The organism is Devosia litorisediminis (assembly GCF_018334155.1).
In the GTDB taxonomy this organism is placed as follows: domain Bacteria; phylum Pseudomonadota; class Alphaproteobacteria; order Rhizobiales; family Devosiaceae; genus Devosia; species Devosia litorisediminis.
Window position 1 is genome coordinate 2002251 of record NZ_JAGXTP010000001.1, and the last position, 26433, is coordinate 2028683.

Annotated in this window: 25 protein-coding genes; 11 read left to right on the forward strand and 14 right to left on the reverse strand. The window is 61.0% G+C overall.

Annotated features, from left to right (window positions below):
- Window positions 1-42: 42 nt before the first annotated feature.
- From der to guaB, 8 genes are all read right to left on the reverse strand, one after another.
- On the reverse strand, window positions 43-1494 hold the full coding sequence (gene der / locus KD146_RS09610) for a ribosome biogenesis GTPase Der (protein ID WP_212658455.1): 1452 nt from the start codon (window positions 1492-1494) through the stop codon (window positions 43-45).
- Window positions 1495-1528: 34 nt separating this feature from the next.
- Window positions 1529-2332 (reverse strand): tetratricopeptide repeat protein, encoded by an 804-nt coding sequence (locus KD146_RS09615; RefSeq protein ID WP_212658456.1) that lies wholly within the window; start codon window positions 2330-2332, stop codon window positions 1529-1531.
- 129 nt (window positions 2333-2461) lie between these two features.
- The gene (gene guaA / locus KD146_RS09620) at window positions 2462-4033 is read right to left on the reverse strand and encodes a glutamine-hydrolyzing GMP synthase (RefSeq protein ID WP_212658457.1); all 1572 of its coding nucleotides are present in this window, start codon (window positions 4031-4033) and stop codon (window positions 2462-2464) included.
- An 89-nt stretch (window positions 4034-4122) separates the two neighbouring features.
- On the reverse strand, window positions 4123-4602 hold the full coding sequence (locus tag KD146_RS09625; RefSeq protein ID WP_212658458.1) for a TspO/MBR family protein: 480 nt from the start codon (window positions 4600-4602) through the stop codon (window positions 4123-4125).
- Between the two features lie 62 nt (window positions 4603-4664).
- Complete coding sequence (locus KD146_RS09630; RefSeq protein WP_212658459.1) at window positions 4665-5081, reverse strand: hypothetical protein; 417 nt, start codon at window positions 5079-5081, stop codon at window positions 4665-4667.
- A complete protein-coding gene (locus KD146_RS09635) occupies window positions 5078-6370 on the reverse strand; it encodes an RsmB/NOP family class I SAM-dependent RNA methyltransferase (RefSeq protein ID WP_212658460.1) in 1293 nt (430 codons plus the stop codon). The genes KD146_RS09630 and KD146_RS09635 overlap by 4 nt, the downstream gene beginning before the upstream one ends.
- A 9-nt stretch (window positions 6371-6379) precedes the next feature.
- Window positions 6380-6805: an MAPEG family protein gene (locus tag KD146_RS09640; protein WP_212658461.1), complete on the reverse strand. Its 426-nt coding sequence runs from the start codon at window positions 6803-6805 to the stop codon at window positions 6380-6382.
- Between the two features lie 493 nt (window positions 6806-7298).
- Window positions 7299-8801 (reverse strand): IMP dehydrogenase, encoded by a 1503-nt coding sequence (gene guaB / locus KD146_RS09645; RefSeq protein ID WP_212658462.1) that lies wholly within the window; start codon window positions 8799-8801, stop codon window positions 7299-7301.
- 291 nt (window positions 8802-9092) lie between these two features.
- Here guaB and KD146_RS09650 point away from each other — a divergent pair, with 291 nt between their 5' ends.
- A complete protein-coding gene (locus KD146_RS09650; RefSeq protein WP_212658463.1) occupies window positions 9093-10487 on the forward strand; it encodes an MFS transporter in 1395 nt (464 codons plus the stop codon).
- A 27-nt stretch (window positions 10488-10514) separates the two neighbouring features.
- Window positions 10515-11900, forward strand: a complete 1386-nt coding sequence (locus KD146_RS09655) for an MFS transporter (protein WP_212658464.1) — start codon at window positions 10515-10517, stop codon at window positions 11898-11900.
- A gap of 92 nt (window positions 11901-11992) precedes the next feature.
- Here KD146_RS09655 and KD146_RS09660 read toward each other — a convergent pair whose 3' ends face one another.
- On the reverse strand, window positions 11993-12733 hold the full coding sequence (locus KD146_RS09660) for an RlmE family RNA methyltransferase (protein WP_212658465.1): 741 nt from the start codon (window positions 12731-12733) through the stop codon (window positions 11993-11995).
- Window positions 12723-13817, reverse strand: a complete 1095-nt coding sequence (locus KD146_RS09665; RefSeq protein ID WP_331284409.1) for a Ppx/GppA phosphatase family protein — start codon at window positions 13815-13817, stop codon at window positions 12723-12725. Before KD146_RS09665 ends, KD146_RS09660 begins: the two co-directional genes overlap by 11 nt.
- A gap of 572 nt (window positions 13818-14389) precedes the next feature.
- Here KD146_RS09665 and nirB point away from each other — a divergent pair.
- The gene (gene nirB / locus KD146_RS09670) at window positions 14390-16834 is read left to right on the forward strand and encodes a nitrite reductase large subunit NirB (protein ID WP_212658467.1); all 2445 of its coding nucleotides are present in this window, start codon (window positions 14390-14392) and stop codon (window positions 16832-16834) included.
- Between the two features lie 11 nt (window positions 16835-16845).
- Window positions 16846-17178 (forward strand): nitrite reductase small subunit NirD, encoded by a 333-nt coding sequence (nirD, locus tag KD146_RS09675; RefSeq protein ID WP_212658468.1) that lies wholly within the window; start codon window positions 16846-16848, stop codon window positions 17176-17178.
- A 15-nt stretch (window positions 17179-17193) separates the two neighbouring features.
- Here nirD and KD146_RS09680 read toward each other — a convergent pair whose 3' ends face one another.
- Complete coding sequence (locus KD146_RS09680; RefSeq protein WP_212659220.1) at window positions 17194-17367, reverse strand: hypothetical protein; 174 nt, start codon at window positions 17365-17367, stop codon at window positions 17194-17196.
- Between the two features lie 128 nt (window positions 17368-17495).
- On the opposite strand from KD146_RS09680, the gene KD146_RS09685 reads away from it, so the two are divergent.
- From KD146_RS09685 to cydB, 5 genes are all read left to right on the forward strand, one after another.
- Window positions 17496-17888, forward strand: a complete 393-nt coding sequence (locus tag KD146_RS09685; RefSeq protein WP_212658469.1) for an MAPEG family protein — start codon at window positions 17496-17498, stop codon at window positions 17886-17888.
- 36 nt (window positions 17889-17924) lie between these two features.
- Window positions 17925-18284: a YciI family protein gene (locus tag KD146_RS09690; RefSeq protein ID WP_212658470.1), complete on the forward strand. Its 360-nt coding sequence runs from the start codon at window positions 17925-17927 to the stop codon at window positions 18282-18284.
- 4 nt (window positions 18285-18288) lie between these two features.
- On the forward strand, window positions 18289-19521 hold the full coding sequence (locus KD146_RS09695) for an RNA polymerase sigma factor (RefSeq protein ID WP_212658471.1): 1233 nt from the start codon (window positions 18289-18291) through the stop codon (window positions 19519-19521).
- Between the two features lie 158 nt (window positions 19522-19679).
- Window positions 19680-21098 (forward strand): cytochrome ubiquinol oxidase subunit I, encoded by a 1419-nt coding sequence (locus KD146_RS09700; protein ID WP_212658472.1) that lies wholly within the window; start codon window positions 19680-19682, stop codon window positions 21096-21098.
- Window positions 21088-22092: a cytochrome d ubiquinol oxidase subunit II gene (gene cydB, locus KD146_RS09705; RefSeq protein WP_212658473.1), complete on the forward strand. Its 1005-nt coding sequence runs from the start codon at window positions 21088-21090 to the stop codon at window positions 22090-22092. Before KD146_RS09700 ends, cydB begins: the two co-directional genes overlap by 11 nt.
- A gap of 119 nt (window positions 22093-22211) precedes the next feature.
- On the opposite strand, the gene KD146_RS09710 is transcribed toward cydB, so the two are convergent.
- The 3 genes from KD146_RS09710 to KD146_RS09720 all read right to left on the reverse strand — a co-directional run bounded on the left by KD146_RS09710 (window position 22212) and on the right by KD146_RS09720 (window position 24457).
- On the reverse strand, window positions 22212-22907 hold the full coding sequence (locus KD146_RS09710; RefSeq protein ID WP_212658474.1) for a DnaJ domain-containing protein: 696 nt from the start codon (window positions 22905-22907) through the stop codon (window positions 22212-22214).
- Window positions 22904-23623 (reverse strand): VWA domain-containing protein, encoded by a 720-nt coding sequence (locus tag KD146_RS09715; RefSeq protein ID WP_212658475.1) that lies wholly within the window; start codon window positions 23621-23623, stop codon window positions 22904-22906. The genes KD146_RS09710 and KD146_RS09715 overlap by 4 nt, the downstream gene beginning before the upstream one ends.
- A 120-nt stretch (window positions 23624-23743) precedes the next feature.
- Window positions 23744-24457 carry a FadR/GntR family transcriptional regulator gene (locus KD146_RS09720; protein WP_212658476.1) on the reverse strand — a complete coding sequence of 238 codons (714 nt, stop codon included), beginning with the start codon at window positions 24455-24457 and terminating at the stop codon, window positions 23744-23746.
- Between the two features lie 287 nt (window positions 24458-24744).
- On the opposite strand from KD146_RS09720, the gene KD146_RS09725 reads away from it, so the two are divergent.
- Window positions 24745-25770, forward strand: a complete 1026-nt coding sequence (locus KD146_RS09725) for a TRAP transporter substrate-binding protein (protein WP_345790774.1) — start codon at window positions 24745-24747, stop codon at window positions 25768-25770.
- A gap of 82 nt (window positions 25771-25852) precedes the next feature.
- Entirely contained in the window at window positions 25853-26431 is a 579-nt protein-coding gene (locus tag KD146_RS09730; RefSeq protein ID WP_212658478.1) for a TRAP transporter small permease subunit, read from the forward strand.
- Window positions 26432-26433 lie beyond the last annotated feature (2 nt).

The following is a 26433-nucleotide window of genomic DNA, read 5'->3' on the forward strand; positions in this document are numbered from 1 at the left end:
CAGAGAATATGTCGCGGTCAATCCGCGACATATTCCAGTCAATTAGCCCAGACGGCGCTTGGTCTTGTCGTTGTAGGGGTTTTCGCTGCCCGCACGGACCCACAAGCGGATCGGGCTGCCCTTGATATTGAAGGCTTCGCGCAAACCATTGACCAGATAACGCTGGTAGGAGGTCGGCAGCACATCGGGCCGGGATGCAAACAGGATGAAGCTGGGTGGCCGGGTCTTGGCCTGGGTCATGTAGCGCAGCTTGAGGCGGCGGCCCGACACGGCCGGAGGCGGATGTCCATCAACCATACCCTGCAGCCAGCGATTGAGCCGGGCGGTCGAGACATGGGTGTTCCATGTGCGCTCGATGGCAAAGATCGCATCCATCAGCTTGTCGATGTTCTTGCCGGTCAGGCCCGACAGGGTCACCAATGGCACGCCGCGCAGTTGGGGCAGCAGGCGCTCGCAAGCTTCGCGCAGATGGGCCAGCGCCGCATTCTTGTCTTCGACCAGATCCCACTTGTTGACGGCTATCACCAGAGCGCGGCCTTCGCGCTCGACCAGATCGGCCAGCGCCAGATCCTGCTTCTCGAACGGGATGGTCGCGTCGAGCATGAGCACGACGACTTCGGCATACTGAATGGATCGCAGGCTGTCGCCAACCGCGAGCTTCTCCAGCTTTTCGGTCACGCGGGCACGGCGCCGAATACCGGCGGTATCGACCAGGTTGATAACGCGGCCTTCCCACTCCCATGGCACCAGAATGGAGTCGCGCGTGATGCCAGCTTCGGGACCGACGAGCACGCGATCTTCGCCAACCATGCGGTTGATCAGGGTGGACTTGCCGGCATTGGGCCGACCAACGATGGCAACGTTGAGGTAGCGCTTGGGATTCCAGCGCAGCGTGGCTTCATCCCCCTCGCCCTCAAGCATGTCCTCGGTGATGTCGACATCAACCTCGGGCATGAGATCAATGATGGCCTGCTCGGCGGCACCACGTTCTGCAGCCGCCTTGTCGATGGCAGCCGAGACAATTGAATAGAGTTCGGACAGGCCGAGGCCGTGTTCTGCGGACAGGGAAATCGCCTCGCCAAAACCCAGTTTGAAGGCTTCGACCAGACCGGCTTCGGCAGCACCGCTTTCGGCCTTGTTACCGACCAGATGCACGTGCTTGCCGGCCTTGCGCAGAACCTGCGCAAAGCGCTGGTCGAGCGGCATGACGCCGGCACGGGCATCGATCATGAACAGGATGACGTCGGCTTCGCGGATCGCCAGCTCGGTCTGCTGACGCATGCGGTCTTCGAGGCTGCCGTCCGTGACGTCCTCATAGCCGGCGGTATCAAGGATGCGGAAAGTCAGATCAGCGATGCGGCCTTCGGCCTCACGGCGATCACGGGTTACGCCGGGCGTGTCATCAACCAGGGCGATCTTGCGACCAACCAGACGGTTGAAGAGCGTGGACTTACCAACGTTGGGACGACCGACAATGGCGACGGTGACGGTCATTTATTGCGTTCCGATCAGGCGGAGACAGCAGCCGCTATTGCGCGGCTGGAGCGGTCTCGGTGGTGGCGGCCGATTCATCGGTTGCCGGAGTTTCAGGCGTCGTTTGAGCGTCAGCAGGCGCATCGCCACTGACGATGGCATCAATGGCATCGGCGGCTGCATCAGCAGTCGAGGTCGGCGCAATAGCGCCTTCAGCCAGCAGCTGAGCCAGATAATAGCCCATGCGGTTGCGTGTCGAGGTCTGGGTCATCTCGTCGTTCAGAACAGCTTCGAAGCTGGCCTGAGCGGCGGCGAAATCACCGGCCTTATACTGGGCGAGGCCAAGGGTTTCGCGCGCAGCATTGCGCAGCGGGCTGGCATCGTTCGCAACACTACCTGCGCGGCTTTCGACGTCTGCCAGAGTACCGTTATCGACCATCAGCGTGCCGCCGAGCACCAGAGCCAGCTCGCGCAGGCGCGGGTTGGACTGCGCATTGGCGAGCGCATCATAGGTATTGATGGCTTCGTCGATCTTGCCTTCCTTGGCCAGCACGCCGGCCTTGCGGAATTCGGCAAGGGTCGGATAGCCACCGCTGCCATCGGCAATCAGCGTGTCGAGCTGGATGCGGGCCGCTTCAAGATCGCCGCCATCGACAAATTCGAAGGCCGTGTAGAGCTCATCGGAGGCCTGGGCAGCATTGTTGGAATGGTACCAGGTCCAGCCTTCATTGACGGCAACGATGGCCACGACGCCAATAGCAGCACCGATCACATAGGGCGCAAAACGACGCCAGAGTGCGCGCATGCGATCGCTGCGCAGCTCCTCGTCAACTTCACGGAAAATATTGTCTTCGGCCATGATCTGCCTAATGGTCGTGTTCGAATTGGAGCGCACGTTTAGCACGCTGCCGGGCGAATGCAAATGCGCCCGGCCCGGCCATTTCTGCTGTTTCTGGTGCGTTTCCAGCCCCAGCAACCGCGCCCGGGATTATTCCCACTCAATGGTGCCCGGCGGCTTGCTGGTCACGTCGTAGACGACGCGGTTGATCCCGCGGACTTCGTTGATGATGCGGGTGGCAGTCTTGCCGAGGAAGTTCATGTCGAACTGATAGAAATCAGCGGTCATGCCATCAACGGAGGTCACAGCACGCAAAGCACAGACGAATTCATAGGTACGGCCATCACCCATGACGCCGACGGTCTGGACAGGCAGCAAAACGGCAAAGGCCTGCCAGATCTTGTCGTACTGGCCAGACTTGCGGATCTCATCGAGGTAGATGGCGTCAGCCTGACGCAAAATGTCGAGCTTTTCCGGGGTAATGCCGCCGGGGCAGCGAATGGCCAGCCCCGGTCCCGGGAAGGGATGGCGGCCGATAAAGCTCTCGGGCAGCCCGAGTTCGCGGCCGAGGATGCGCACCTCGTCCTTGAACAGCTCGCGCAGCGGCTCGACGAGCTGCATGTTCATGCGCTCGGGCAGACCGCCAACATTGTGGTGACTCTTGATGGTGACCGAGGGACCGCCGGTGAAAGAAACGGATTCGATAACGTCGGGATAGAGCGTGCCCTGGGCGAGGAATTCGGCGCCGCCCAGCTTCTTGGCTTCTTCCTCGAAGGTTTCGATGAACAGGCGGCCAATGATCTTGCGCTTGGTTTCGGGATCAGAGACGCCGTCGAGCTCGCGCAGGAAGACTTTGGATACGTCGACGTGGACGAGCGGGATGTTGTACTCGTCGCGGAACATGGTGACGACCTGTTCGCTCTCATTGAGGCGCATCAGACCGTGGTCGACGTAGATACAGGTGAGCTGATCGCCGATGGCCTCGTGGATCAACACGGCAGCAACCGATGAGTCGACGCCGCCCGACAGGCCGCAAATGACCTTGCCGGTGCCGACCTGTTCGCGGATCTTCTCGATCATCTTGGCGCGGTAGGCCGCCATGGTCCAGGTTGAGGCAACGCCGCAGATCTGGTGGACGAAATTGGCGTAAAGCTTGGCGCCGTCGGGCGTGTGCACCACTTCAGGGTGGAACTGCACAGCCCAGATACGACGCGCTTCATTGGCGATCATGGCAAAAGGCGCGTTGGGCGAGGTGCCAACGACTTCAAAGCCTTCAGGCAGTGCTACGACACGATCGCCATGGCTCATCCAGACCTGATGTTCTGTGCACAGATCCCAAACACCGTTCGTGAGTGCGGAGGTCTTCTCGACCTTGACTTCGGCACGACCAAATTCGCGGTGGTGACCTGCTTCGACCTTGCCGCCCAGCGCCTGGCAAAGCGCCTGCTGGCCGTAGCAAATTCCCAGAATAGGAACGCCTGCATCTAGTATGGCGGGATCAATGGTCGGCGCGTTCTCGTCCAGCGTTGATGCGGGCCCGCCCGATAGCACGACACCCTTTGGCTGCATGGCGGCCATGGCGGCGCCTGCGCTCTGGAATGGGTGAATTTCGCAATAAACACCCGTCTCGCGAATACGGCGCGCGATCAGTTGAGTGACTTGTGATCCGTAGTCAACGATCAGGATCGATTGCGGGTGGTCAATAGTGTCTGGGCTTTGCATGGCGAGCCCTTAGCCGTGCTGCGCGAATTGTGCAAGATGGCACGTTGCAGGACTGGCTTGCGAGCGCAAAATTCCCGCTGCCGCCCCCCTCAGTTGAGGATGGCGATGGAGAGGTTCAAGGTCGAGGCGAAACCAACCCAGACTGCATAGGGGACGAAGAGCCATGCAGCGACTGTATCACGCTGGCGGGCGACGAGGATAAAGGCGACGATCAATGCCAGAATGACCGTGATAATGGCAAAGGCGGGCCACAGCATCTCGCCGATAAACCAGACTGGCGACCAGATCCAGTTGAAGATCATCTGGGCAAACCACAGCTTCATGGCGGTGCTAGCGGGCGCCAGCATCCAGATGCGCCAACCAGCCACTGCAATCATCAGGTAGAGGGTCGACCATACCGGCCCAAAGATCCAGTTGGGTGGATTGAAGGGGGGCTTGTTGAGGCTCTCATACCAGGCGCCAGGTGTAGACTGACTACCGATCAGACCGCCTACGCCGATGACGACGACGATGAAGACCACCAGGGTGATCCAGGTTCGGGGCGATTTGTAATCGATAGTAACGGTCATGGCGGCGCCCCTGATTGCATTGTCGATACACTTGTAACGTAACGCTGAGGCAGTCAGTTCATTTATTGGGTGCGCGTACACTCAGCCAGAACGATGGTCAGCAATTCCGGCGGACCTTCTGGTGATGTGAACTGCAGGGTTACGCTGTCTTCAGCTGGTGCCCAGACTGCGACAACACTGGCAAATAGCGGCGCATTGCCCGGCCGATCGAGCGGGCAATAGGTACGCAGATGGCTCTGATCTGGCTGAACGACGTCGAGCACGGCAACACGGGCACAATCATCGTCATTGCACAGTTCGCCAAGCTCGATGAACTTGTCGCCCGACGGTGCAGTGAGTACCTGACGGGTATCGGGCCCGGGAATGGCGAACCAGATCAGCGTAAAGGCCCCGATGACCAGTGCCGCCGCCGCCGCGATGAAGACAGGCAGGGTGATCGCTGTGGGCTGATCCCCGGGTTCTGGCGCCTGGGTGGTCATGCGCCACGCTTCAGGGCCGCAAGGTAAAAACCGTCGGTCTTGGTCAGCCGCGGCGTGAGCGCGATGCCCGAGCCTGCCGTCACCACGCCCGCGGGCGCAGCCGACGCGAAAGCGGCCTGCCAAAGTGCCTTTGGGTCAACCATGGTGAAATCGGGATGGGCCGCGCAGAAAGCGGCGATCTGGTCGTCGTTCTCTTCAGGCAGAATGGAGCAGGTGATGTAGATCAGCGTGCCGCCGGGCTTGAGATACCGTTGGGCATCGGCAAGAATTGCAGATTGTTCTTGGACGCGCTGAGCCAGCAGTTCGGGGGTGAGCTTCCACTTGGTATCGGGACGGCGGCGCCAGGTACCCGTGCCGGTGCAGGGAGCATCGATGACGACGCGATCCATCTTGCCAATCAGATCATCAAGTGCATCGGGCAGCGGCGCGCGGACCTGCACATTGCGGGCCCCGTTGCGTTTCAGGCGATCATAGATGGGGGCGAGCCGATTGCGGTCGCTGTCATAGGCAAATATCTGGCCTTTATTGCCCATGGCAGCGGCCAGAGCCAGCGTCTTGCCGCCAGCACCTGCGCACAAATCAAGCACCTGCTCACCGGGCACGGCACCGGCCAGGATCGAGACGATCTGGCTCCCCTGATCCTGAACCTCGAACCAGCCCTTGAGATATCCCTCGTCGGTGGTGACATTGGGTGTGCGTGCATCGCCCGATCCGGCGGGCATGGTGACGCCGACCGGGGAGATAGCGGTTTCAACCGCGCTGAAGCGGGCCAGCGATTTAAGCACCCGCTCGCGCTGGGATTTCAGCGTGTTGGTGCGCAGATCCAGCGAAGGACGCCCCGCCATAGCCTGACCTTCAGCGATCCAGTCGTCGGCAAATGCGCGCTGGAGCGACGGCAGCAGCCATTCGGGAACATCGGCCTGAACATGGCCGGGGGCATCATGTGCAAGCGTGGTGACCAGGCGGCTGACCTCATCCGCACTGAGTGTTTCTGGTGCGTGGCTGTCGTTGGCGAACAGATCATTAAGGACCGCCGGGTCCTGCCCCCAGTCGCGCACTGCCACCGCCATTACCAGAGCACGCGGGCTGTCATCGCCCATGATGGCAGCATGAGAGGCACGGTGGCGCAGCGCGTCATAAACCAGATTGCCGATGGCGGCGCGATCCCCTGCCCCGGCAAAGCGGTTGTTGATTCCCCAGGCCTTGAGCGCTTCGGATACGGGGCGCTTGCGGGTTTCAACGTCGCTGAGAACGGCAATAGCGGCAGATAGGCGGCCAGGAAGGCGCATGGGACAAGCTCAGGCTGACAAAAGGCGGAAGAGGACCATTAGCCAGAGGATGACCAGCACCGCAAGGCCAGCGGTATAAACAGCGAAACGTTTGTGTACCCGATTGCTGGTGACATGGATCACCGTATGGACGTAGCGCAGGGCAACAAAGAGCCAGGCTGCAATGACCTCAAGCCAGACAACGCCGCCAGTGCTGATGGCCAGTATCGCGATGACGTAGAACAGAACCGGGAGCTGGAATTGATTATCGAAGCTGTTGGACAGCAGGCGAGCCCTGAGCGGGTAGGCACTGCGATCGACGGCAATGTCGGCTTCGGGAATTTCGCCGGACATCACACGGGGTACACGTTCGCGCCCCATCAGCACGAGAATGGCGACGGTCAGCAATGCCTGGCCGGCGATGGCGAGAATCATGAATTTGTCGATGAGGGGCATGTTTGCGGTTCCAGTGTTGATTCCGATACGCGCGACAAGTGCTTGTAGATGAATCACAAAGGGTTGGGCACGCCAAGGCGCCGCCTGACTGCGGGTTTCGTAATGGACGGTCCCCGAGACGGTGTTTCGCCTCTAAGCAACTAAATATGAGGCGAAGACCGCCTCGGGGCATCGGTTTTTTGCCCGACCGTTTGGCCAACCCCATCGCTCGCAGGCTGGCGGCCCAGTCTTAAACCCTTACGACTGGCAATGCCGCACGCCCGGGCTCTCCCGCCACTGTCGCCTGCAGGTTGTCCGTGCGGAAGAGACGGGGTGAGTATGCGCGTGGTTTAGGGGTGGGGATTAGGCGGGATTACCGAAGGCAAGATCGTCCCCCCTCGCGGGGAGGGTCAGGGAGGGGCAGTTGGACCGGATACCGGGGCTCTCGGCCCCCACCTAACCTCCCCCTGGCAGAGGGAGGTATCCGTTCGGTGAAGCTGCGAGTAAATTGAGCCTAGCGACCGCTGCGGTAGTTGGGGGCTTCGCGGGTGATGGTGACGTCGTGGACGTGGCTTTCGCTAAGCGCCGCGCCCGAGATCTTGACGAACACGGAGTTGTCGCGGAAGTCCTTGAGATTGTGGGCACCAGTGTAGCCCATGGAGGCGCGCAGGCCGCCTGCGAGCTGGTGCAGCACGGCGCCGGCAGCCCCCTTGTACGGCACCTGGCCTTCAATGCCTTCGGGGACCAGCTTCATCTGGTCGCGCACATCCTGCTGGAAGTAGCGATCAGCCGAGCCGGAGCCCATGGCGCCGACCGAGCCCATGCCGCGATAGGATTTGTAGGAGCGCCCCTGGTAGAGATAGACCTCGCCGGGGCTTTCGTCGGTGCCCGCCAGGAGCGAGCCGACCATGACGCAGGATGCGCCACCGGCCAGCGCCTTGGCCATGTCGCCGGAGAACTTGATGCCACCATCGGCAATGACCGGGACGCCCTGGCGGTCGCCCTCTTCGGCGCAGCCCATGACTGCCGCGAGCTGTGGCACACCAACACCGGCAACAATGCGCGTTGTGCAGATCGAGCCGGGGCCGATACCCACCTTGATGGAATCCGCGCCCGCGCCGACCAGCGCCTTGACGGCTTCAGCAGTGGCGACATTGCCCGCGACGATGCGCACACCATTGCTCTCGCGCTTGACGCGCTCGACAGCTTCGGCAACGCGAACGGAGTGGCCGTGGGCAGTATCGATGACCAGCAAGTCGACGCCGGCATCAATGAGCTGCATGGAGCGCTCAAAGCCGGCATCACCCACGGTGGAGGCGGCAGCGACGCGCAGGCGACCGCGATCATCCTTGACCGCGTTGGGGTTGAGCTGGGCCTTTTCGATGTCCTTGACAGTGATCAGGCCGGTGCAACGATAATCGGCGTCGACGACCAGCAGCTTTTCGATGCGGTGCTTGTGCAGCAGCACTTTGGCTTCTTCCTTGGAAACGCCGTCGCGCACGGTGACGAGCTTTTCAAAGGTCATCAGTTCGCGGATGGGCTGGGCAGGATGCGACGCGAAGCGCACATCGCGATTGGTCAGAATGCCAACCAGCTTGCCCGTGGCGCGACCGCCCGTGCCGCCATTTTCGACAACCGGAATGCCCGAAATGCGGTTGGACTGCATCAGCGCCAGCGCGTCGGCAAGGGTCGCATCGGGGCCGATGGTGATGGGATTGACCACCATGCCGCTTTCGAAGCTTTTGACCTGGCGGACTTCCTCGGCCTGCTGTTCAGCGGTGAGGTTCTTGTGGATCACGCCCATGCCACCGGCCTGAGCCATGGCGATGGCCATGGCGCTCTCGGTAACGGTGTCCATGGCCGACGACAGGATTGGAAGGTTGAGTGCTATGTCCTTGGTGACATAGGTCGAAATGTCGGTCTCGGTGGGCAGAACATCAGAGCGCGCGGGCTGCAGCAGCACGTCGTCGAAGGTCAGCGCCGCATCGCCAGTAACAGTGGTAATAATCTTCGCCAAGGCCAGACCTTTCCGGACTTCTGAATGAGATCAGAGATGTAGGGTATTGAACCGGACGGAATTGAAATCGTCGGGTTCAGGTTGGCGAGGGTCAATAGCACCGGCAGTGCGGCTTGCATAGGGGGCCGGGCTTACGTGACGCTTTTGCCAGATAAGCGCCTAAAGCGCCGCCGTGCTGCACAAATTCTACCATACAAGGGAGAGGCAAGGGTTCTCAGAACAGCCAGAGCGGTTCATACTGAGACCTGTCGCGCTCGCGACGCTTCCGATTCCTCCCCGGTCCCTGCCCTCGTGATCCGCGTCACACCCCTCATATTGGCGGTCGCCCTGTTCATGGAACAGATGGATTCGACCGTGATCGCGACATCGCTGCCAGCGATCGCGGCCGATATCGGCACGCAGCCGATTGCGCTCAAGCTGGCGCTGACGGCGTATTTCGTGGCGCTGGCCATCTTCATTCCGATCAGCGGCTGGATGGCCGACCGCTTCGGGGCCAAGAACATTTTCCGCATTGCCATTGGCGTGTTCATGCTGGGCTCACTGGCCTGCTCGTTCTCGTTCTCGCTAGAAACTTTCGTGCTGTCGCGGTTCTTTCAGGGCATTGGTTCTTCGATGATGACGCCGGTGGGGCGCCTGCTGCTGGTGCGCTCGACGCCGCGCAATGAGCTGGTGTCGGCGATGGCGTGGCTGACGATTCCGGCGCTGCTGGGGCCGCTGACCGGGCCACTGATCGGCGGGTTTCTGACGACATACCTGAGCTGGCACTGGATCTTCTGGATCAATATCCCGATCGGCATTGCCGGGATCATTCTGGTCGGCATCTTTCTCAAGGTTCCCGAAGAGCGCAGCCAGCGGCGGCTGGATTTCCGCGGCTTTCTGATTGCCGCCGTGGCGTTCTCGGGCACGGTGTTTGGCCTGTCGGTGGTGAGCCTGCCAGCGCTGCCAATTGTTTATGGATATGCAACGCTGGCAGTGGGGTTGGCAGCGGGCGTGCTGTATTTCGTGCACGCGCGGCGCACGCAACACCCTCTGCTTGACCCCCACCTGTTCCGGCACAAGCTGTTTCGTTCGGCGGTGATCGGGGGCTCGTTCTTCCGCATCGGCGTTGGTGCAGTGCCATTCCTGCTACCGCTCATGCTGCAGCTTGGCTTCGGAATGACGCCCTTTCAATCGGGTGCCATCACCTTCGTTTCGGCAATCGGCGCGATCATGAGCAAGTTTCTGGCAGAGAAGGTCTATGCCCGCTTCGGCTTTCCCCGAACGCTGGGCTTCGCCTCGTTCTTTGGCGGGGTGCTGATAGCGGCTCAGGGGCTGTTTGACACCGCTACGCCGGTCTTGGTGATCATGGTGGTGCTGCTGCTCGGCGGGGTTTTGCGGTCGGTGTTTTTCACCGGCGCCAATGCGCTGGGCTATGCCGATGTGGGCGACGCCGAGGCCAGCCAAGCCACGGCCATTGTCGCGGTGGCACAGCAATTGAGCGTGGCGTTTGGCGTGGCGGTGGCGGGCGCCATTCTTGAGGCCAGCACCCAGATGCGTGGCAGCGAGCTGCAGCTGGTGGATTTTCAGATCGCATTTTTCGTGGTGGGCGGGCTGAGCGCGCTGGCCGGATTCATTTACTGGCGTCTGCCGGTGGACGCGGGCAGCAATGTCTCGGGCCACAGGGCGATGGCAACGCAAAAGGAGTGATCAGGGTCTGCCCCTGATCGAAACATCGTGTCCCGTATCACCCCTCTCATTCTGGCCACTGCCCTGTTCATGGAAAACATGGACTCCACGGTCATTGCGACCTCACTGGCGGCCATTGCCATCGATATTGGCACCGATCCGATCTCGCTGAAGCTGGCATTGACCGCCTATCTGGTGGCGCTGGCCATGTTCATTCCGATTTCAAGCTGGATGGCCGACCGGTTCGGGGCGCGCAATGTGTTCCGGATGGCGATGCTGGTGTTCGTGCTGGGCTCCATCGCCTGCGCCTTTGCCGATTCGCTGTTCGCCTTTGTTGCGGCGCGGTTCCTGCAGGGCATGGGCGGCGCGCTGATGACCCCGGTGGCCCGACTGGTGCTGGTGCGCTCAACCCCACGACATGATCTGGTCAATGCCATGGCCTGGCTAACCATTCCGGGCATGATCGGGCCGATTGTCGGGCCGCCATTTGGCGGGTTTCTAACGACGTATTTCTCGTGGCACTGGATCTTTCTGATCAATGTGCCGATCGGCATTCTGGGGATCGTGCTGGTCAGCAAGTTTCTGCCCGACACCACCCGCGTCGCGCCGCGTGCCATCGACTTCAAGGGTTTTGGACTGGCCGCGCCCGCATTTGCGCTGTTTGCGTTCGGCACCTCGGTGATCAGCCTGCCGGCCCTGCCACCCATGGTGGGCGTGGTGGCCACGGTCATCGGCATACTGATGGCGTTTCTCTATGCCCGGCATGCGCTGAACACCGACAATCCGCTTTTTGACCTCCGCCTGCTGCGGTTTCCAATGTTTCGCAGCGCGGTGGTGGCGGGTACGTTCTTCCGGCTCGGCCAGGGCGCGACGCCGTTTCTGTTCCCGCTGATGCTGCAGTTGAGCTTTGGCTATACCCCGTTCGAATCGGGGATGATCACCTTCTCGGCGGCCATCGGCGCGATCATCGCCAAATTCGTCGCCCACGCGATCTTTGTGCGGATCGGCTTTCGCACCGCCCTGACAGTGTCCACGCTTGTCTCGGCGATGGGGCTGTTGGCAATGGGACTATACACGCCGGAGACCGCGATCATGCTGATCATCGGCATTCTGGTGTTTGTCGGCTTCTGGCAGTCGGTGTTCTGGACCGGGAGCAATGCGTTCGTCTTTGCCGATATTGACGACAAGGACGCCGGTCAGGCCAATGTTATGAGCCAGGTGTCGACACAGCTGTCGATTGCACTGGGCGTGGCGCTGGGCGGCGGCATGCTCGAGCTGAGCACAGCGCTGCACGGCGGCGAGTTGGTGCTGGCCGATTTCCACTTCGCCTTCATGGTGCTGGCGGGAGTGTGTCTGATCTCAACAGTGATGTTCTTCCGGCTACCGAAGGATGCAGGCCATCAGTTGACGCATGCTGGCGGCGGGGCGCACTGAAACCGGCATGCCCCTCCTCCTACCAGGGGAAGGTGCTGCGCCGTGAATGGGTGCTCAGCAAGCCGCCTGCCGGGAGAGCGGTTTGAACCGCTTTAGCGGTCGTATTCGCCCTCGCCGGGGACGGTGTCATTGGTGCCCTTGAAGCCCTTGGCGATGAGATAGGCCTCGGCCGAGTCAGCGCGGCTGGAGGGTGGCTTGGCGTGGTGCGTGGACTTGAAGTGGCGCTTGAGCATGTGCAGCAGTTCATGCTCGGTGCCCCCCTGGAACACCTTGGCGATAAACACCCCGCCCGGTGCCAGCACATCGAGTGCAAAGGCCGCTGCGACTTCGATCAGCTGCACGATGCGCATGTGATCCGTCGGGCGATGGCCCGTCGTCGGCCAGGCCATGTCGGACATGACCAGATCGGCCTTCTTGCCGCCCATGGCTTCGATCAGCATGGCGGGCGCGTCGTCGTCGGTGAAGTCCTTCATCAGCAGCTTGACGCCGGGGATGGGGTCCATTTCGAGATAATCGATGCCCACGATCAGCGGATTGGCGTCGGTCGAGCCGATCGCCTTGGCAGCGACCTGTGACCAGCCACCAGGCGCCGCACCCAGATCGACAATGCGCATGCCCTTGCGGAAGAGCTTATGCTTGTCGTCCATTTCCTTGATCTTGAAGGCCGCACGGGAGCGGTAGCCTTCAGCGCGCGCGCGGGCAACATAGGGGTCGTTGAGCTGACGCTCGAGCCACTTGGTCGAACCGGTCTTGCGGCCCCGGGCCGTCTTGAGCCGGATCTTGAGGTCCTTGTCGGACTTGCGTCCGCCGGTCCCGAGAGCTTTATCCACCATTGTTGTTTCTCCGAGGATAGCGCGAGGCACGCGACCGGGTCCGGTCGGCATCCATCAGCGATATCAAAATTCCTTCGCGCAAGCCGCGATCTGCGACCCGCACCCGCTCTGTGGGCCATTCGCGACGAATGGCTTCAAAGATGGCACAGCCGGGCAATACCAGATCGGCGCGGTCACGGCCAATGCAGGGATGAGCGACCCGCCGTTCGAACGGCATGCCGATCAGCACATTCATGGTTTCATCAACCTGGTCGCGATGCATCCATAGCCCGTCAACCTTCTGGCGCTCATAGCGCTCCAGCCCCAGATGCAGGCCGGCCAGGGTTGTCACGGTGCCCGAGGTGCCAATGAGATGGACCGGGTGGCTGGCAATCATCTGGCGCAGCTTTTCGCGGCCACGGAACTGGCGCAAGTGGTCGCTGACATGGTTGACCATGGCTTCGAAGACTTCGGGAGTGACATTCACACCACCAAATTTCTCGGCGATCGAAACCACCCCGACCGGCAGGGACTGCCATGAGCGGATGGAAGCCGGCATGCGCCCCTGGGACTTTGGACGTCCACCGCGAAAATCGAGCCAGGCCAGTTCGGACGACCCACCGCCAATATCGAAGATCAGGGCGCCAGCGGTATCGGCATCGATCAGATCCGCGCAACCGGTAACAGCCAGTTCGGCCTCGGTGCGGCGATCGACGATTTCGAGCTCAAGCCCGACCTCTTCCTTGACTCGCTCGAGGAAGGCCGGCCCGTTCTCGGCGGCACGGCAGGCTTCGGTGGCGATCAGGCGCATGCGGGCGGGCTGGTGTTCGCGCAGCTTGTTGCGGCACTGGCGCAAGGCGTCGATCGTACGGTCCATCGCTGCTTCGCCAAGACGGCCGGTGACCGACACGCCCTCGCCCAGCCGGACGATACGGGTAAAGCCATCGAGCACCCGGAACCCATGATCATGGGGCCGGGCAATCAGCAGGCGACAGTTATTGGTGCCAAGGTCGAGCGCGGCGTAAAGCGGCCCGCGATGCTTGCGAGTCGGATTGGTGGCGGGCGCTGTCCGCTTGTCCGTATGGACAGCCGGCCCCTTGGCCACTGTCTTCCCCACCTGGTCAGGACCAGATGGAGCACGGAGTGCCGGCTCGTCCAAAGACGGAGGTACGGCAGCGGACCGATCGGAATCGGTCACATTAGTCTCCTGATGTGCGCGGTCGCTGTAGCCGGCAGATCCGGTCGCGCCCGAACGCACTTATTTGCGTGTCATCTTCAACGGTAGAGCAAGGTTCGGTTGAGCGCAATGAAATGCGTCGCAGCCCCTGCATGCGATGGGGACACCCGAATGACGCGGAACAAGGCATGGCGAGAAAATGCCATTTGGTTAGGCAGAATGCTGCGTGAATGTGCGATCGCGAGCAGTACTGCGCGCGACACTGATTCAACGCGCCAGCCTAAACCTCTGATCCATATACCCTTTCAGGCAGGTGTGACATTGGCACGTTTCATGCTTTGAGTTTAGTGAGAGCTCGTAGTGAGCTTGAACAGTTTGGGTGTCCAGCGTTGGGCGCCCCGCATGGCAAAGCTGCCAATCGTTTCGCGACCCCGGTGCAAACCGGCGCGCTTCGATTGGCAGCTTTTTTGTTTTGCATTGCGCCGAACAGGAGAACGCGTATGAGCGAGAGACTCGTCATTGTCGGAAACGGCATGGCACCCGGACGGATGCTTGAGCATCTGTTTGAAGCGGCGCCAGGTCGATTCGACGTCACCATTTTCAATGCCGAGCCGCGGGTGAACTACAATCGGCTGATGCTGTCGCCCGTCCTGTCGGGTGAAAAGACCTATGAAGAGATCATCACCCATGGCGATGAGTGGTATGCCGAACATGGCGTGACGCTGCACAAATCCTCGCCGGTGAGCCAGATTGATCGGGCGGCCAAGCGGGTCGTCTCGGCCAACGGGCTGGTCGCGGATTATGATCATCTGGTGATCGCCACGGGGTCCAGTCCATTCATTCCACCCGTGCCCGGTCATCAGCTTGAGGGCGTGGTGACCTATCGTGACCTTGATGACGTCGACAAGATGCTGGCTGCAGGCGCGGGCAGCAAGATCGTGGTGATCGGCGGCGGATTGCTGGGGCTTGAAGCTGCAGCGGGGCTCAAGATGCGGGGCATGGATGTGACCGTGCTGCATCTGGCGCCAACGCTGATGGAGCGTCAGCTTGATCCTGCCGCGGGCTATCTGCTGGAGAATGCCTTTAGCGAGCGCGGCGTACGCGTGATCACCCAGGCCAATACCAAGCAGGTACTGGGCACGGAGCGTGTCGAAGGGGTGGAACTGGCCGACGGCACGGTGATCGACTGCTCCATGGTGGTGATGGCCGTGGGTATTCGTCCCGCGACGGGTCTGGCCAAGGAGAGCGGTTTGGCGGTCAATCGCGGCATTGTGGTGGATGACCAGATGCGCACCGATGACCCGCATATCTATGCGTTGGGCGAATGCGCCGAGCATAGGGGCCTGTGCTACGGGCTGGTCGCGCCCCTCTACGAGATGGGACAGGTGCTGGCTGATACGCTGATCGGACAGCCTGCGAGCTATCAAGGCTCGGTGACCTCGACCAAGCTCAAGGTGACCGGAATTGACCTGTTTTCAGCAGGTGACTTCGGCGAGGGCGAGGACCGCGAGGAAATCGTACTGCGCGATGCCAGCAGCGGGGTCTACAAGCGGCTCGTGCTGAAAGACAACAAGATCATCGGCGCCGTGCTGTATGGCGAAACCGCCGATGGACCGTGGTTTTTCGACCTGCTCAAACGCGGGGTGGATACGCAGGAAATGCGCGACACCCTGATTTTTGGCCAGGCGTATCAGGGGGGCACCCCCCTGGACCCTATGGCGGCCGTTGCAGCCTTGCCGGATGAGGCAGAGATCTGTGGCTGTAACGGCGTATGCAAAGGCAAGATCACCACGACCATTACCGGCAAGGGGCTGACCGGGCTCGACGGCGTGCGCGCCCACACCAAGGCTTCGGCCTCGTGTGGTTCGTGCACCCATCTGGTGGAGCAATTGCTGCACCTGACGCTAGGCGAGGGCTATAATCCGGCGGCGGTCCAGCCAATGTGCGCCTGCACCGAATATGGCCATGACGACGTTCGCCGCCTGATCATTGCCAAAGGACTGAAATCGATCCCCGCAGTGATGCAGGAACTGGAATGGAAAACCAGTTGCGGCTGCGCCAAGTGCCGCCCTGCCCTGAACTACTACCTGGTTTCGGACTGGCCTGGCGAATATGTCGATGACGGGCAGTCACGCTTCATCAATGAGCGGGTGCACGCCAATATCCAGAAAGATGGCACCTATTCGGTGGTGCCGCGCATGTGGGGGGGGATGACCAACCCCAAGGAATTGCGGGCTATTGCCGATGTGGCCGACAAGTTCGCAATCCCTGCCGTGAAAGTCACCGGCGGCCAGCGCATCGACCTGTTGGGGGTCAAGAAGGAAGATCTACCGGGCGTATGGGCCGATCTGAATGCGGCCGGAATGGTTTCCGGCGCCGCATACGCCAAGGGGCTGCGGACAGTCAAAACCTGTGTGGGATCGGACTGGTGCCGGTTTGGCACGCAGGATTCCACCGGGCTGGGCATTCGGATTGAAAAGTTCATGTGGGGTGCCTGGACTCCAGCCAAACTGAAGCTTGCAGTGTCGGGCTGCCCGCGCAACTGCGCCGAGGCGACGTGCAAGGATATCGGCGTGATCTGCGTCGACAGTGGCTATGACATCCAGTTTGCCGGCGCGGCAGGTCTGGACATCAAGGGCACCGAATTGCTGTGCCACGCCGATACCGAGGACGAGGCGCTCGAGATTATCGTGGCGCTGACCCAGTTGTATCGCGAACAGGGCCGCTATCTCGAGCGCATCTACAAATGGGCCAAGCGGGTGGGGACGCCGTCGATCCTGGCCAATGTGGTCGAGGATCTCGACAAGCGACGCGCCTACTACGAGCGGTTCGTCTATTCGCAGACCTTTGCCCAGGTTGACCCCTGGGAGGAGCGGGTCAACGGCAAGGACGCGCATGAGTTCGCGGCCCTGGCGGAATTCGGCATGCCGGTGGCGGCAGAATGATGGAGCAGAGCATGAGCGAGTGGATCGACATCGGCAGCATTGACGCCATCCCCCGCCGAGGTGCGCGATGCGTGAACACCCCCAGTGGCAAGATCGCGGTGTTCCGCACGCAGGAGGACCAGATCTTTGCCATGGACAATCAATGCCCGCACAAGGGCGGCCCGCTCAACGAGGGCATTGTCCATGGTGCGTCGGTAACCTGTCCTTTGCACAACTGGGTCTTCGATCTGGCAACGGGCGTGGCCCAAGGTGCCGATAGCGGTCACGTGCAGACCTACCCCGTTACGCTGGTGGATGGTCGCATCCTGATGACGATTGATCAGGCACTGGCCGCCGCCGAATAGCGCCAAGCCCCCGGCTCAATCCTCGTGGCCGGGGCGCGTCACCTTTGGAGGATCACTGGCGGGAAAGGAATCGGCCAGTTCGCGATCGAGTTCCGCGTCCAGCTCCTCTGGGGTATGGTGCTGGTGGTGCTCGGCATCCTTGGTCGGCGCAGGCTGTTTGGAATCTGCTTGTGGCTTGTCGGCGGACATTAAACGTCTCCATGGTTTGGCGAGCGTGAGACAAAAGCGCGAAAAGACAGAAAATCTATTGGGCCATGTCGAAATCGACGACTGGCTTCCGTTCTCGGATCATCCACTAACCAAAGAGGTGATGATCCATGACGCTTATTACAACCACCCTATATGCCCTGCCCCTGACCATGATCTGGTTTGCCCTCTGGGTGAACGTGTCGCGCCACCGGGCGGCATTATCCTGTTCGATTGGCGATGCCGACGACAAGAACCTGCTGCAGGTCATCCGGCGCCACGGCAATTTCATCGAATGGGTACCCTTCGTGCTGCTGCTGATGGTGCTGGCGGAGGCGCAGGGCGCTGATGCGCAATGGCTGCACGCGGCGGGCATCTTGCTGGTGCTGGGGCGCATTGTGCACCCGTTTGGGCTGGCCATCCACAACGCAGGACATCCCCTGCGCTATCTCGGCAACGGGAGCAACATGCTGGCCGTGTTGATTTTGCTGATCCCGCTGGTTCGGATTGTCACCGGTTTGTGAAACATTGCCTTCAAAGGCGTCAAAAGGAATTCTGAAATGCAATACATGCTGTTGATCTACAATGACCCGACCACCGAGCCTCGCTACGGTACGCCGGAATTTGAAGCCATGATGGGCAAGTTCTTCGCGCTCAACGAGCAGATGAAAGCCGACAAGGTGCTGGTATCGGGCGAGGGTCTCAGAGGCATCGAAACGGCGACGTCTGTGCGCGTACGCAGCGGCAAGACCGAAACCATGGATGGTCCGTTTGCCGAAACGCGTGAACATCTGGGCGGCTACTACGTAATCGAGGTGCCTGATCTGGACGCCGCGCTCCGCTATGCCGCAATGGTGCCATCGGCCCAGTGGGGCACCGTCGAGGTGCGTCCGCTGATGTCCTATAATCCAGCAGGCTAGAACGATGGTATCGGCCGCCTCCGGCGCTGTTGCCGCAACACGGGCGCTTGATCACCTGGTGCGCAATGAACGGGGGCGGCTGACCGCAGCGCTGATTGCCCGACTGGGCAATTTTCAACTGGCGGAAGATTCTTTGCAGGATGCCATGGTCTCGGCGGTGTCGCATTGGGGCCGGAATGGCGTGCCGCATTCGCCGCAGGGCTGGCTGCTGCAGGTGGCTTACCGCAAGGCAATTGACCGCATTCGACATGACCGCTCGCAGGCCCGCACCGTTTCGGCGCTCAAACCGCTGCTCGGTGAAGAGACTGGCGTGGAGCCACACGAAATTCCCGATGAGCGCCTGCGGCTGATCTTTACCTGTTGCCACCCTGCCCTTGAGCGCAAATCACAGGTGGCGCTGACCCTGCGAACCATTGCAGGACTTTCGACAGCTGAGATTGCTGCTGTGTTTCTGGACAGCGAAACCACGATGGGTCAGCGCCTGTCACGGGCCAAGACAAAGATAGCAGCAGCTGGCATTCCTTTCGCCGTGCCACAGGCAGAGGATTGGCCGGGTCGACTGCAAGCGGTGCTGGCAGTGATCTATCTGGTGTTTACCAGCGGCTATGCCGCCGGTCCGACAGAAGCTCGCGATCTGGCAACAGAGGCGATTTATCTGATGCGGATGCTGGATAGGCTGCGCCCCGATGAAGCAGAGATTGAAGGCTGCCAGGCGCTATTGCTGATCACCCATGGACGGCGAGCCGCACGGCTGGACACTAATGGAGTGACCGTGCCACTGGCCGAGCAGGACCGGCAACTTTGGGACCGCCCGATGATTGAGGAAGGCCTGTCGCTGGTCGCGCGCGCCATGGCCCGACGGACACCGGGGCCTTACCAGATCAAGGCGGCTATCGCAGCGTGTCATGTTCAGGCCGAGCGATCGGACTGGCCGCAAATCGCCCTGCTCTATGATGAACTCTGGCGTCTGGAGCCGACGCCGGTCGTCAGATTGAACCGGGCGGTGGCGTTGGCGGAAACCGGCCTGTTTGATCTGGCGCTGCAAGAGACGGGCATGGTTGCCGGAGAACTGGATCAGTATCAGCCCTTTCACGCCGCCCACGCGGACCTGCTGGCCCGCACCGGGCAGACCGCGCCGGCCCTGCTTGCCTATGCGCGGGCAATAGAGCTTTCAGGCTCTGAGGCCGACCGCAATTGGCTGCGACAACGCTGCATGCAGCTGCGGCAACGCGTCTAAATCAGGCATTTAAATTGCTTTACTGCAACACGTTAGCCGGATCGAGGCAGGCAGTGTAAACTGCGTCACCATGCGGGGTGGAATCGCGGCGTGACCCTGCCCAATATATGGCCAACCCGATTGGACAATGCTTGTCGGGGCAGCTCACAGGACGATCCATGACCTTCGGTATGACCGCAGAAATCCTGGCCCGTATCCAGTTCGCGTTTACGGTGTCCTTCCACTTCATCTTCCCGGCCTTCTCGATCGGCACGGCCAGTTTTCTGGCGGTGCTCAACGGATTGTGGCTGTGGAAGCGCGACCCGGCCTATCTCAAGCTGTTTGAATACTGGAAGACGATCTTTGCGGTGACCTTTGGCATGGGTGTCGTGTCCGGCATTGTGATGAGCTACCAGTTCGGCACCAACTGGTCGGTGTTTTCGGACAGGGCCGGCGCCGTGATTGGTCCGCTGATGGGCTATGAAGTGCTCACCGCGTTCTTCTTGGAAGCCGGGTTTCTCGGCATTGCCCTGTTTGGCCGCAGGCGGGTGGGCGACACGCTGCACATGGTTGCCGTAGCCATGGTGGCGATCGGCACGTTGGTATCGGCAACCTGGATCACGTCGGCAAACAGCTGGATGCACACACCGGCTGGCTATGGCATCGACGCCAACGGGATTTTCTATCCCGAGGACTGGTGGGCGATCATCTTTAACCCCTCCTTCCCCTATCGGCTGACCCACACCGTGCTGGCTGCCTTCCTGACGACGGCCTTTGCCGTGGGCGCGGTGGGGGCGTGGCACCTGCTCAAGGACAGCACCAACCGGCAGGCGCGGATCATGTTCTCAATGGCCATGTGGATGGCGGCAATTGTCACGCCGATGCAGATCCTGGTTGGCGACATGCATGGCCTGAACACGCTGGAGCACCAGCCGGCCAAGATTGCCGCGATGGAAGGCCATTACGAGTCCCATGAAGACGGGGCACCCTTGATCCTGTTCGGCATTCCCGATGACGAAGCCGAGGAAACCAAATACGCCATCGAAATTCCCAAGCTGGGTTCGCTGATCCTGACCCATGAGTGGGATGGTGCCATTGAGGGGCTCAAGGCTTTCCCCAAGGAGGACCGCCCCCCCGCCCTGATCCCGTTCTTCACCTTCCGCATCATGGTGGGGCTTGGCCTGTTGATGCTGGGCATGGGCATGTGGTCGCTCTGGGCGCGCTACCACAAGACGCTCTACACCAATAGGTGGCTGCTGCGGGCAGCGCTGCCGATGGGTGGCTCGGGTTTCGTCGCGGTGCTGGCGGGCTGGTACACCACTGAGGTGGGCAGGCAGCCCTACACGGTCTACGGGCTGCTCCGCACCGCAGATAGCCTGTCTCCGGTGGCTGCGCCCGCTGTAGGGGCCTCGCTGCTGGCTTTCGTGATTGTCTACTTCCTGGTGTTTGGCGCTGGCGTTTTCTACCTGTTCCGCCTGTTCCGCCGGCCACCGCTCGAAATCGAGGACATGGAACTGGAGAAGGGTCCAACCCGCGCCGCGGGTCTGGTGCCCGGACCGGCGCAGGAAGAAACGCTGGGAGGCCCCAATGCCCATTGATCTGCCAACCATCTGGGCGGGCATCATTGCCTTTGCCGTGCTGGCCTATGTCATTCTGGACGGGTTCGACCTGGGCGTGGGCATCCTGTTCCCGCTGTTTCCGCACCGCCGGGACCGGGACATCATAACCAACTCGATTGCGCCCGTCTGGGACGGCAACGAGACCTGGCTTGTGCTTGGTGGCGGCGGGCTGATGGCGGTGTTTCCGGTGGTTTATGCCACTGTGCTGCCAGCGCTTTACATGCCCATCATCGCCATGCTGCTGGGGCTGATCTTCCGTGGCGTCGCGTTTGAATTCCGGCACCGCACGCAACGCGGATCGGTTTGGTGGGATGTCGGGTTCTGGGCGGGCTCGACCGTGGCCGGGTTTACCCAGGGTATCGCGCTGGGTGCACTGGTGCAGGGCATCGATGTCGCAGACCGCAGCTATGTCGGCGGCTGGTGGGACTGGCTGACGCCGTTCTCGCTGCTGACCGGGCTGGCTGTGGTGGTGGGCTACGGCCTGCTGGGCGCAACATGGATCAACCTCAAGACATCGGGCGAGTTGCAGGCGCACGCACGACGGATCGCCATGTTTGCCGGTGCTGGCACGCTGGTGCTGATCGGTGTTGTGAGCCTGTGGACGCCATTTGTGCGCGGGATCTATTTCGAACGCTGGTTTGGCTGGCCGACGGCGTTCTTCTCGGCCTTTGTTCCAGCGCTTCTGGGCGTCTGTGCGCTGGGTCTGTGGCACGGACTGATCACCGACAAGCACCTGCAGCCCTTTCTGGCGGCACTGGGGCTGTTCGTGCTGAGCTTTGTCGGCCTGGGGATCAGTTTTTATCCCTATATCGTGCCTGGCGCGCTGACCATTGCCGAAGCCGCTGCGCCCGACAGTTCGCTGCAGTTCCTGCTGGTGGGTGCGGTGATCCTGATCCCGACAATCCTGGCCTATACCGGCTACGCCTACTGGGTGTTCCGCGGCAAGATCGACCCTGAAGAGGGGTATCACTGATGGCCACCAAACCGGCCTTCACGCAAGCTGGGTGGTTCATCGGCCTCTGGCTCGCCGGTGTGCTGGCAGTTGGACTGGTGGGGCTGGTAATCAAGCTGCTTCTGGGCAGCTAGGGGCGGTTACTGGCTGAGCAGCAGGTCGCGCGCCTGGTTGATCTTGGCGGCAAGATAGCTTGAGCCACCATGGTCGGGGTGCACAGCTTTCATCAGCTCGCGGTGGGCGGCCCTGATCGCCTCATCGCTGGCACCCGGCTTGAGCCCAAGGACTTCGTAGGCCTCCGCGAGCGGGTCTGACGCAGCAGCGCGCTCACCATGCTGGTTGTCCCGCTGGGTTTCAGCAAAATACTCCCGCCAGCCGGCACGGTTGGCATCAAGCCAGCTTTCGAGCAAATGCAGGCTATCGGGGTCGGCTTCAATTTCGGCGATCAGTGCACGAGTCTCATTCTCGCCCAGATCCATCAGATCAGCGCCCGCGAAGGGACCACTGAGTACCCGGCCCTCTACGGCACCAGTATCGTGATCGAGCTCCATGGCCAGGTATCGGCTTTGCACCTTGGAAATATTGCCTTCGGGTGGACCATCGAAGGAGAAAGGCCCCAGCCGCCCAGTGCGCCATACGGAGATAGCGGTGGCGCCCAGAATCAGAGCGATGTCGATCCGTCGGGCGAAAATCATGAAGGCAGCGGCCAGCCCGGCGACGCCAACGACAAGCCAGCGCAGGCCGGTCATCAGCAGCCCGCGGTCAACGCCGCGCAGGAACTGATAGATCGCCAGGATCGCGAGCAGCGCCAGGGCGCCAAGAAATACATAACTCATCCGTGGCCGATCTGGGCCAGCAGGGCCTTGGCCTGACCGCTATTCTGCAGCTTGAGCAGATCGCGGCCACCGCTGGCAAAAGCAGCAACAGCCTTGAGCAATGCGGCCAGTTCCTGGGGTGCAGAAGCATCAAAGCGGGCATAGGCGCCCTTGCTCAGCCGGGCAAATTCGCGAAAAGCGGCCTCGACCCGACTATCGCGGCCTTCCTGAAAGACAAATAGCGGACAGCCCAGCAGACCTAACTGGCCGGCTTTTGCTGCGAGAGCGTCGACGTTCTCCTCGATAGCATCACCGACAAACACCACAGCGTTGATGCGGCGCTTGGTATGTTCGGTGCGGGCATGGGCGAAAACCCGGCCGATCTGGGTATTGCCGCCCCGGCAATCAATGCCGCTCATCAGCTTTGACAGGGCACCGGCGTCAATAACCCATTTGGAAGCCCGACACTCACCCAGCCCACGGAAATACAACAATTGCACCTGTAGCGCGCTGTCCTTGGGAATGGCCTTGAACATCTCAGCCTGCAGCGAACAGGCCAAATCCCAGGTTGGTTGCCGGCTCATTGTGGCATCGAGGGCGAACAATAGCCGTCCATCCTGGCCTGCATTGGGCCGCGCTACCGCGCCGACCTTGCGCACGAAGGCGGCAACGCTGTCGCTAACCTTGCCTTCCTGACGCAGAACACTGCCCTGCTTTGTCCGATCTTTTTCCGCCATGGCACTAATATGTGGTTGGAGCGCCCGGACGGCAAGCTCCAGCGCCCGCGGCAAGATAACCGTTTGGAGAGGTGCTCGACACGCCTGTCACCAAACAGTTGCGCGCTTCATGCCCCGGCCCTATTCGCCGAAGGTGTTGAAGCCCATGTTGAGATGGAACTGCAGGGCGTACTGGTAGCTGATGCGGTCGCGCGCAGCCAGGGCCTCAATGACTGCGGCATGTTGCTCAAAGGTGTTGGTGCGGAAGTCCTGCCGGGACTTGCCCTTCTCCATGATACCGATAATCACCGGCTTCATGATGCGATAAAGTTCGATCAGCGCGTCATTGTCCAGTATCCGGACCAGACCGACGTGGAAGTTGAAGTCGGCCTCGGATGCATCGGATTTGGTCTCAGCATTGCCCATGGCCGTATTGGCGGCATTCAGCACAGCCAGATGCTCATCGGTGAGATTGTCGAACATGGCATCAACCGAATTGACCTCGATCAGGGTACGGAAGCCCTGGATATCGGTGAAGGTCTTGCGCGAAATCTCGATGGTGTTGAACGTGAACAGATCAAAGGCGCGCGCCATGCGGTTGTCGATGATGGTCGCCCCGACCTTGGGACGGACCTCGACAACGCCATAGGCCTTGAGCATACGCATTGCCTCGCGGACCGTATTGCGGCTGGTGGAGAAACGCTCGCACAGCTCCCGTTCGGATGGCAGAGCATCACCAACCCTGAGCAGTTCGCTATCGATCAGCCCCCGGATATCGAGCACCAGTGCCTCCACGGCCGAGCGGGCGCGCACCGATGTATCGGCAGGTTCAACGGGGGGGCGTGGGGAGATCAAGGCGGCTTCTCCGGTGGCAGGGGCCAAAACTGGGCATACAACTTTTGTAGGACCAGATTTTGCATAAAAGCGCAGCATCTGGCAATAACCCGCAGAATTCAAACCCCCTTTGTGCCGATATGGGGGCAACTGGTATGACAAAAAGCGGAAAAACGGTCAAAAAGTGATATTGCCCTGATTGATTGCGTGCGCAATTCGTGCACAGTTCGGGCAACCATCCGGCGAGAACGATGCACTCCCGGGTCTATTGCCCGACCAAACAAACTGCATCGACATGGGAGAGAGACGTGAGTTTCACCAAATCATTCGCGGGACTAGCCGCGCTTACCGTTTCGGTTCTGGCGCTGACCGGCGCCGCTATGGCCGCTGACTACAACTGGACCTTCCAGACCTCGGAAAGCGCTGGCGAGCCTGGCTTCATCAACAAGCAGAAGTGGGCCGACAGCGTCACCGAACTGTCCGGTGGCCGCATTGAAATCGAACTGCTGCCAATCGGCGCGGTCGTTCCACACACCGATACGCTGGAATCGGTTGGCGCCGGCATCCTGCAGGGCCACCTGACCGACCCAAGCTATTTTGCCGGCAAGGATCCAGCATTTGCCATGATGGGCAATCTGGTTGGTGCCTGGAGCGATCCATTCGAACTGCTGGGCTTCATGCAGTCCGGTGGCGGCAATGAGCTCTACGCCGAACTGGTTGAGCCATATGGTGTGCACCTGATCGGCACTGCTGCAACTGAACCAGAAGCCTTCGTGGCTTCGGTGCCGCTGCGCAGCGTTGAAGACCTCAAGGGCCTCAAGATGCGTGCCCCTGAAGGCATGGTCTATGAGATCTTCTCCAAGGCCGGCGCTTCGCCAGTGGCCCTGCCCGGTTCGGAAGTGTTCACCTCGCTCGACAAGGGCGTGATCGATGCCGCTGACTACACGGTGTTTGCCGCCAATCAGGGCCAGGGCATGAACGATATCGCTCATTACCCGCTCTATCCCGGCTTCCACTCGCTGCCGCTGATCGATATTTCGATGAACAAGGAAATCTGGGACGGCCTGCCAGCCGATCTGCAGGCGATCCTGAATGCATCGGTCGACCAGTTCATCTTCCAGCACATCTACTCGGTGCGTCAGCTTGATGCTGCAGCCGTGGCGGAAGCCAAGGCTAACCCTGAGATCGAGATCATCAACTGGTCGGGTGACGAGCGCGCCAAGTTCCGCCGCATTGCGCAGGACGAATGGAAGAACTGGGCTGCCAAGACCGATATGACCCAGCGCTACTACGACACGGTCATTGCCTATCTCGAAGGCCGTAACCTGATCTAGTCTGGTCCAGGTACCAACACCAAAACAAAGCGCCCGGCGGAGCATTCGGCCGGGCGCAAATGTATCGACCAGGAGACCCCAGATGGCCGACGACGTTGACATTGCCGCGGTCGCCGATGATGGCGACGCCGAAATCCGCACCGGTCTGGACCGGGTAGTTTCAGGCTCAAGCAAGATACTGGCCTGGGCCATTTTCCTGGCTTTTGGCATTACCGTCTATGAAGTGATTTCGCGCTACGTCTTCGACAGCCCGACCTTCTGGGCGCATGAGACAACCACGTTTCTGATTGCCGCGATCTTTCTGGTTGGCGGACCAATTGCCTTGGCGCGCGACAAGCATATCCGCGTGCGCATGATCTATGATGCGGTTTCGCCCAAGGGCCGCCGCATCCTCGATATCGTCAATTCGATCATCGCCATGGTGTTCTTCGCCGGGCTTGCCTATGCGGGCTGGATCATGTCGTGGAAGGCCACGCATTCGCCCACGGGCGAGATCCGCTTTGAGGGCACGGGCACCTCTTGGAACCCGCCGACGCCGGCCCTGCTGAAAATGCTGGTTCTGGTGTGCGTTGCCCTGATGTTCGTGCAGACCTTTTTGCATCTGATTGCCGCCATTCGCCGCGATGTTTCCGCACCGGCCAACCGCGCCGGGGAGAAATAATC

Excerpts from the sequence above, each read along its gene's own strand:
- der (WP_212658455.1), bottom strand. The coding sequence starts at position 1,494 with ATGACCGTCACCGTCGCCATTGTCGGTCGTCCCAACGTTGGTAAGTCC.
- KD146_RS09615 (WP_212658456.1), bottom strand. The coding sequence starts at position 2,332 with ATGGCCGAAGACAATATTTTCCGTGAAGTTGACGAGGAGCTGCGCAGC.
- guaA (WP_212658457.1), bottom strand. The coding sequence starts at position 4,033 with ATGCAAAGCCCAGACACTATTGACCACCCGCAATCGATCCTGATCGTT.
- KD146_RS09625 (WP_212658458.1), bottom strand. The coding sequence starts at position 4,602 with ATGACCGTTACTATCGATTACAAATCGCCCCGAACCTGGATCACCCTG.
- KD146_RS09630 (WP_212658459.1), bottom strand. The coding sequence starts at position 5,081 with ATGACCACCCAGGCGCCAGAACCCGGGGATCAGCCCACAGCGATCACC.
- KD146_RS09635 (WP_212658460.1), bottom strand. The coding sequence starts at position 6,370 with ATGCGCCTTCCTGGCCGCCTATCTGCCGCTATTGCCGTTCTCAGCGAC.
- KD146_RS09640 (WP_212658461.1), bottom strand. The coding sequence starts at position 6,805 with ATGCCCCTCATCGACAAATTCATGATTCTCGCCATCGCCGGCCAGGCA.
- KD146_RS09660 (WP_212658465.1), bottom strand. The coding sequence starts at position 12,733 with ATGGTGGATAAAGCTCTCGGGACCGGCGGACGCAAGTCCGACAAGGAC.
- nirB (WP_212658467.1), top strand. The coding sequence starts at position 14,390 with ATGAGCGAGAGACTCGTCATTGTCGGAAACGGCATGGCACCCGGACGG.
- nirD (WP_212658468.1), top strand. The coding sequence starts at position 16,846 with ATGAGCGAGTGGATCGACATCGGCAGCATTGACGCCATCCCCCGCCGA.
- KD146_RS09680 (WP_212659220.1), bottom strand. The coding sequence starts at position 17,367 with ATGTCCGCCGACAAGCCACAAGCAGATTCCAAACAGCCTGCGCCGACC.
- KD146_RS09685 (WP_212658469.1), top strand. The coding sequence starts at position 17,496 with ATGACGCTTATTACAACCACCCTATATGCCCTGCCCCTGACCATGATC.
- KD146_RS09690 (WP_212658470.1), top strand. The coding sequence starts at position 17,925 with ATGCAATACATGCTGTTGATCTACAATGACCCGACCACCGAGCCTCGC.
- KD146_RS09695 (WP_212658471.1), top strand. The coding sequence starts at position 18,289 with ATGGTATCGGCCGCCTCCGGCGCTGTTGCCGCAACACGGGCGCTTGAT.
- KD146_RS09700 (WP_212658472.1), top strand. The coding sequence starts at position 19,680 with ATGACCTTCGGTATGACCGCAGAAATCCTGGCCCGTATCCAGTTCGCG.
- cydB (WP_212658473.1), top strand. The coding sequence starts at position 21,088 with ATGCCCATTGATCTGCCAACCATCTGGGCGGGCATCATTGCCTTTGCC.
- KD146_RS09710 (WP_212658474.1), bottom strand. The coding sequence starts at position 22,907 with ATGAGTTATGTATTTCTTGGCGCCCTGGCGCTGCTCGCGATCCTGGCG.
- KD146_RS09715 (WP_212658475.1), bottom strand. The coding sequence starts at position 23,623 with ATGGCGGAAAAAGATCGGACAAAGCAGGGCAGTGTTCTGCGTCAGGAA.
- KD146_RS09730 (WP_212658478.1), top strand. The coding sequence starts at position 25,853 with ATGGCCGACGACGTTGACATTGCCGCGGTCGCCGATGATGGCGACGCC.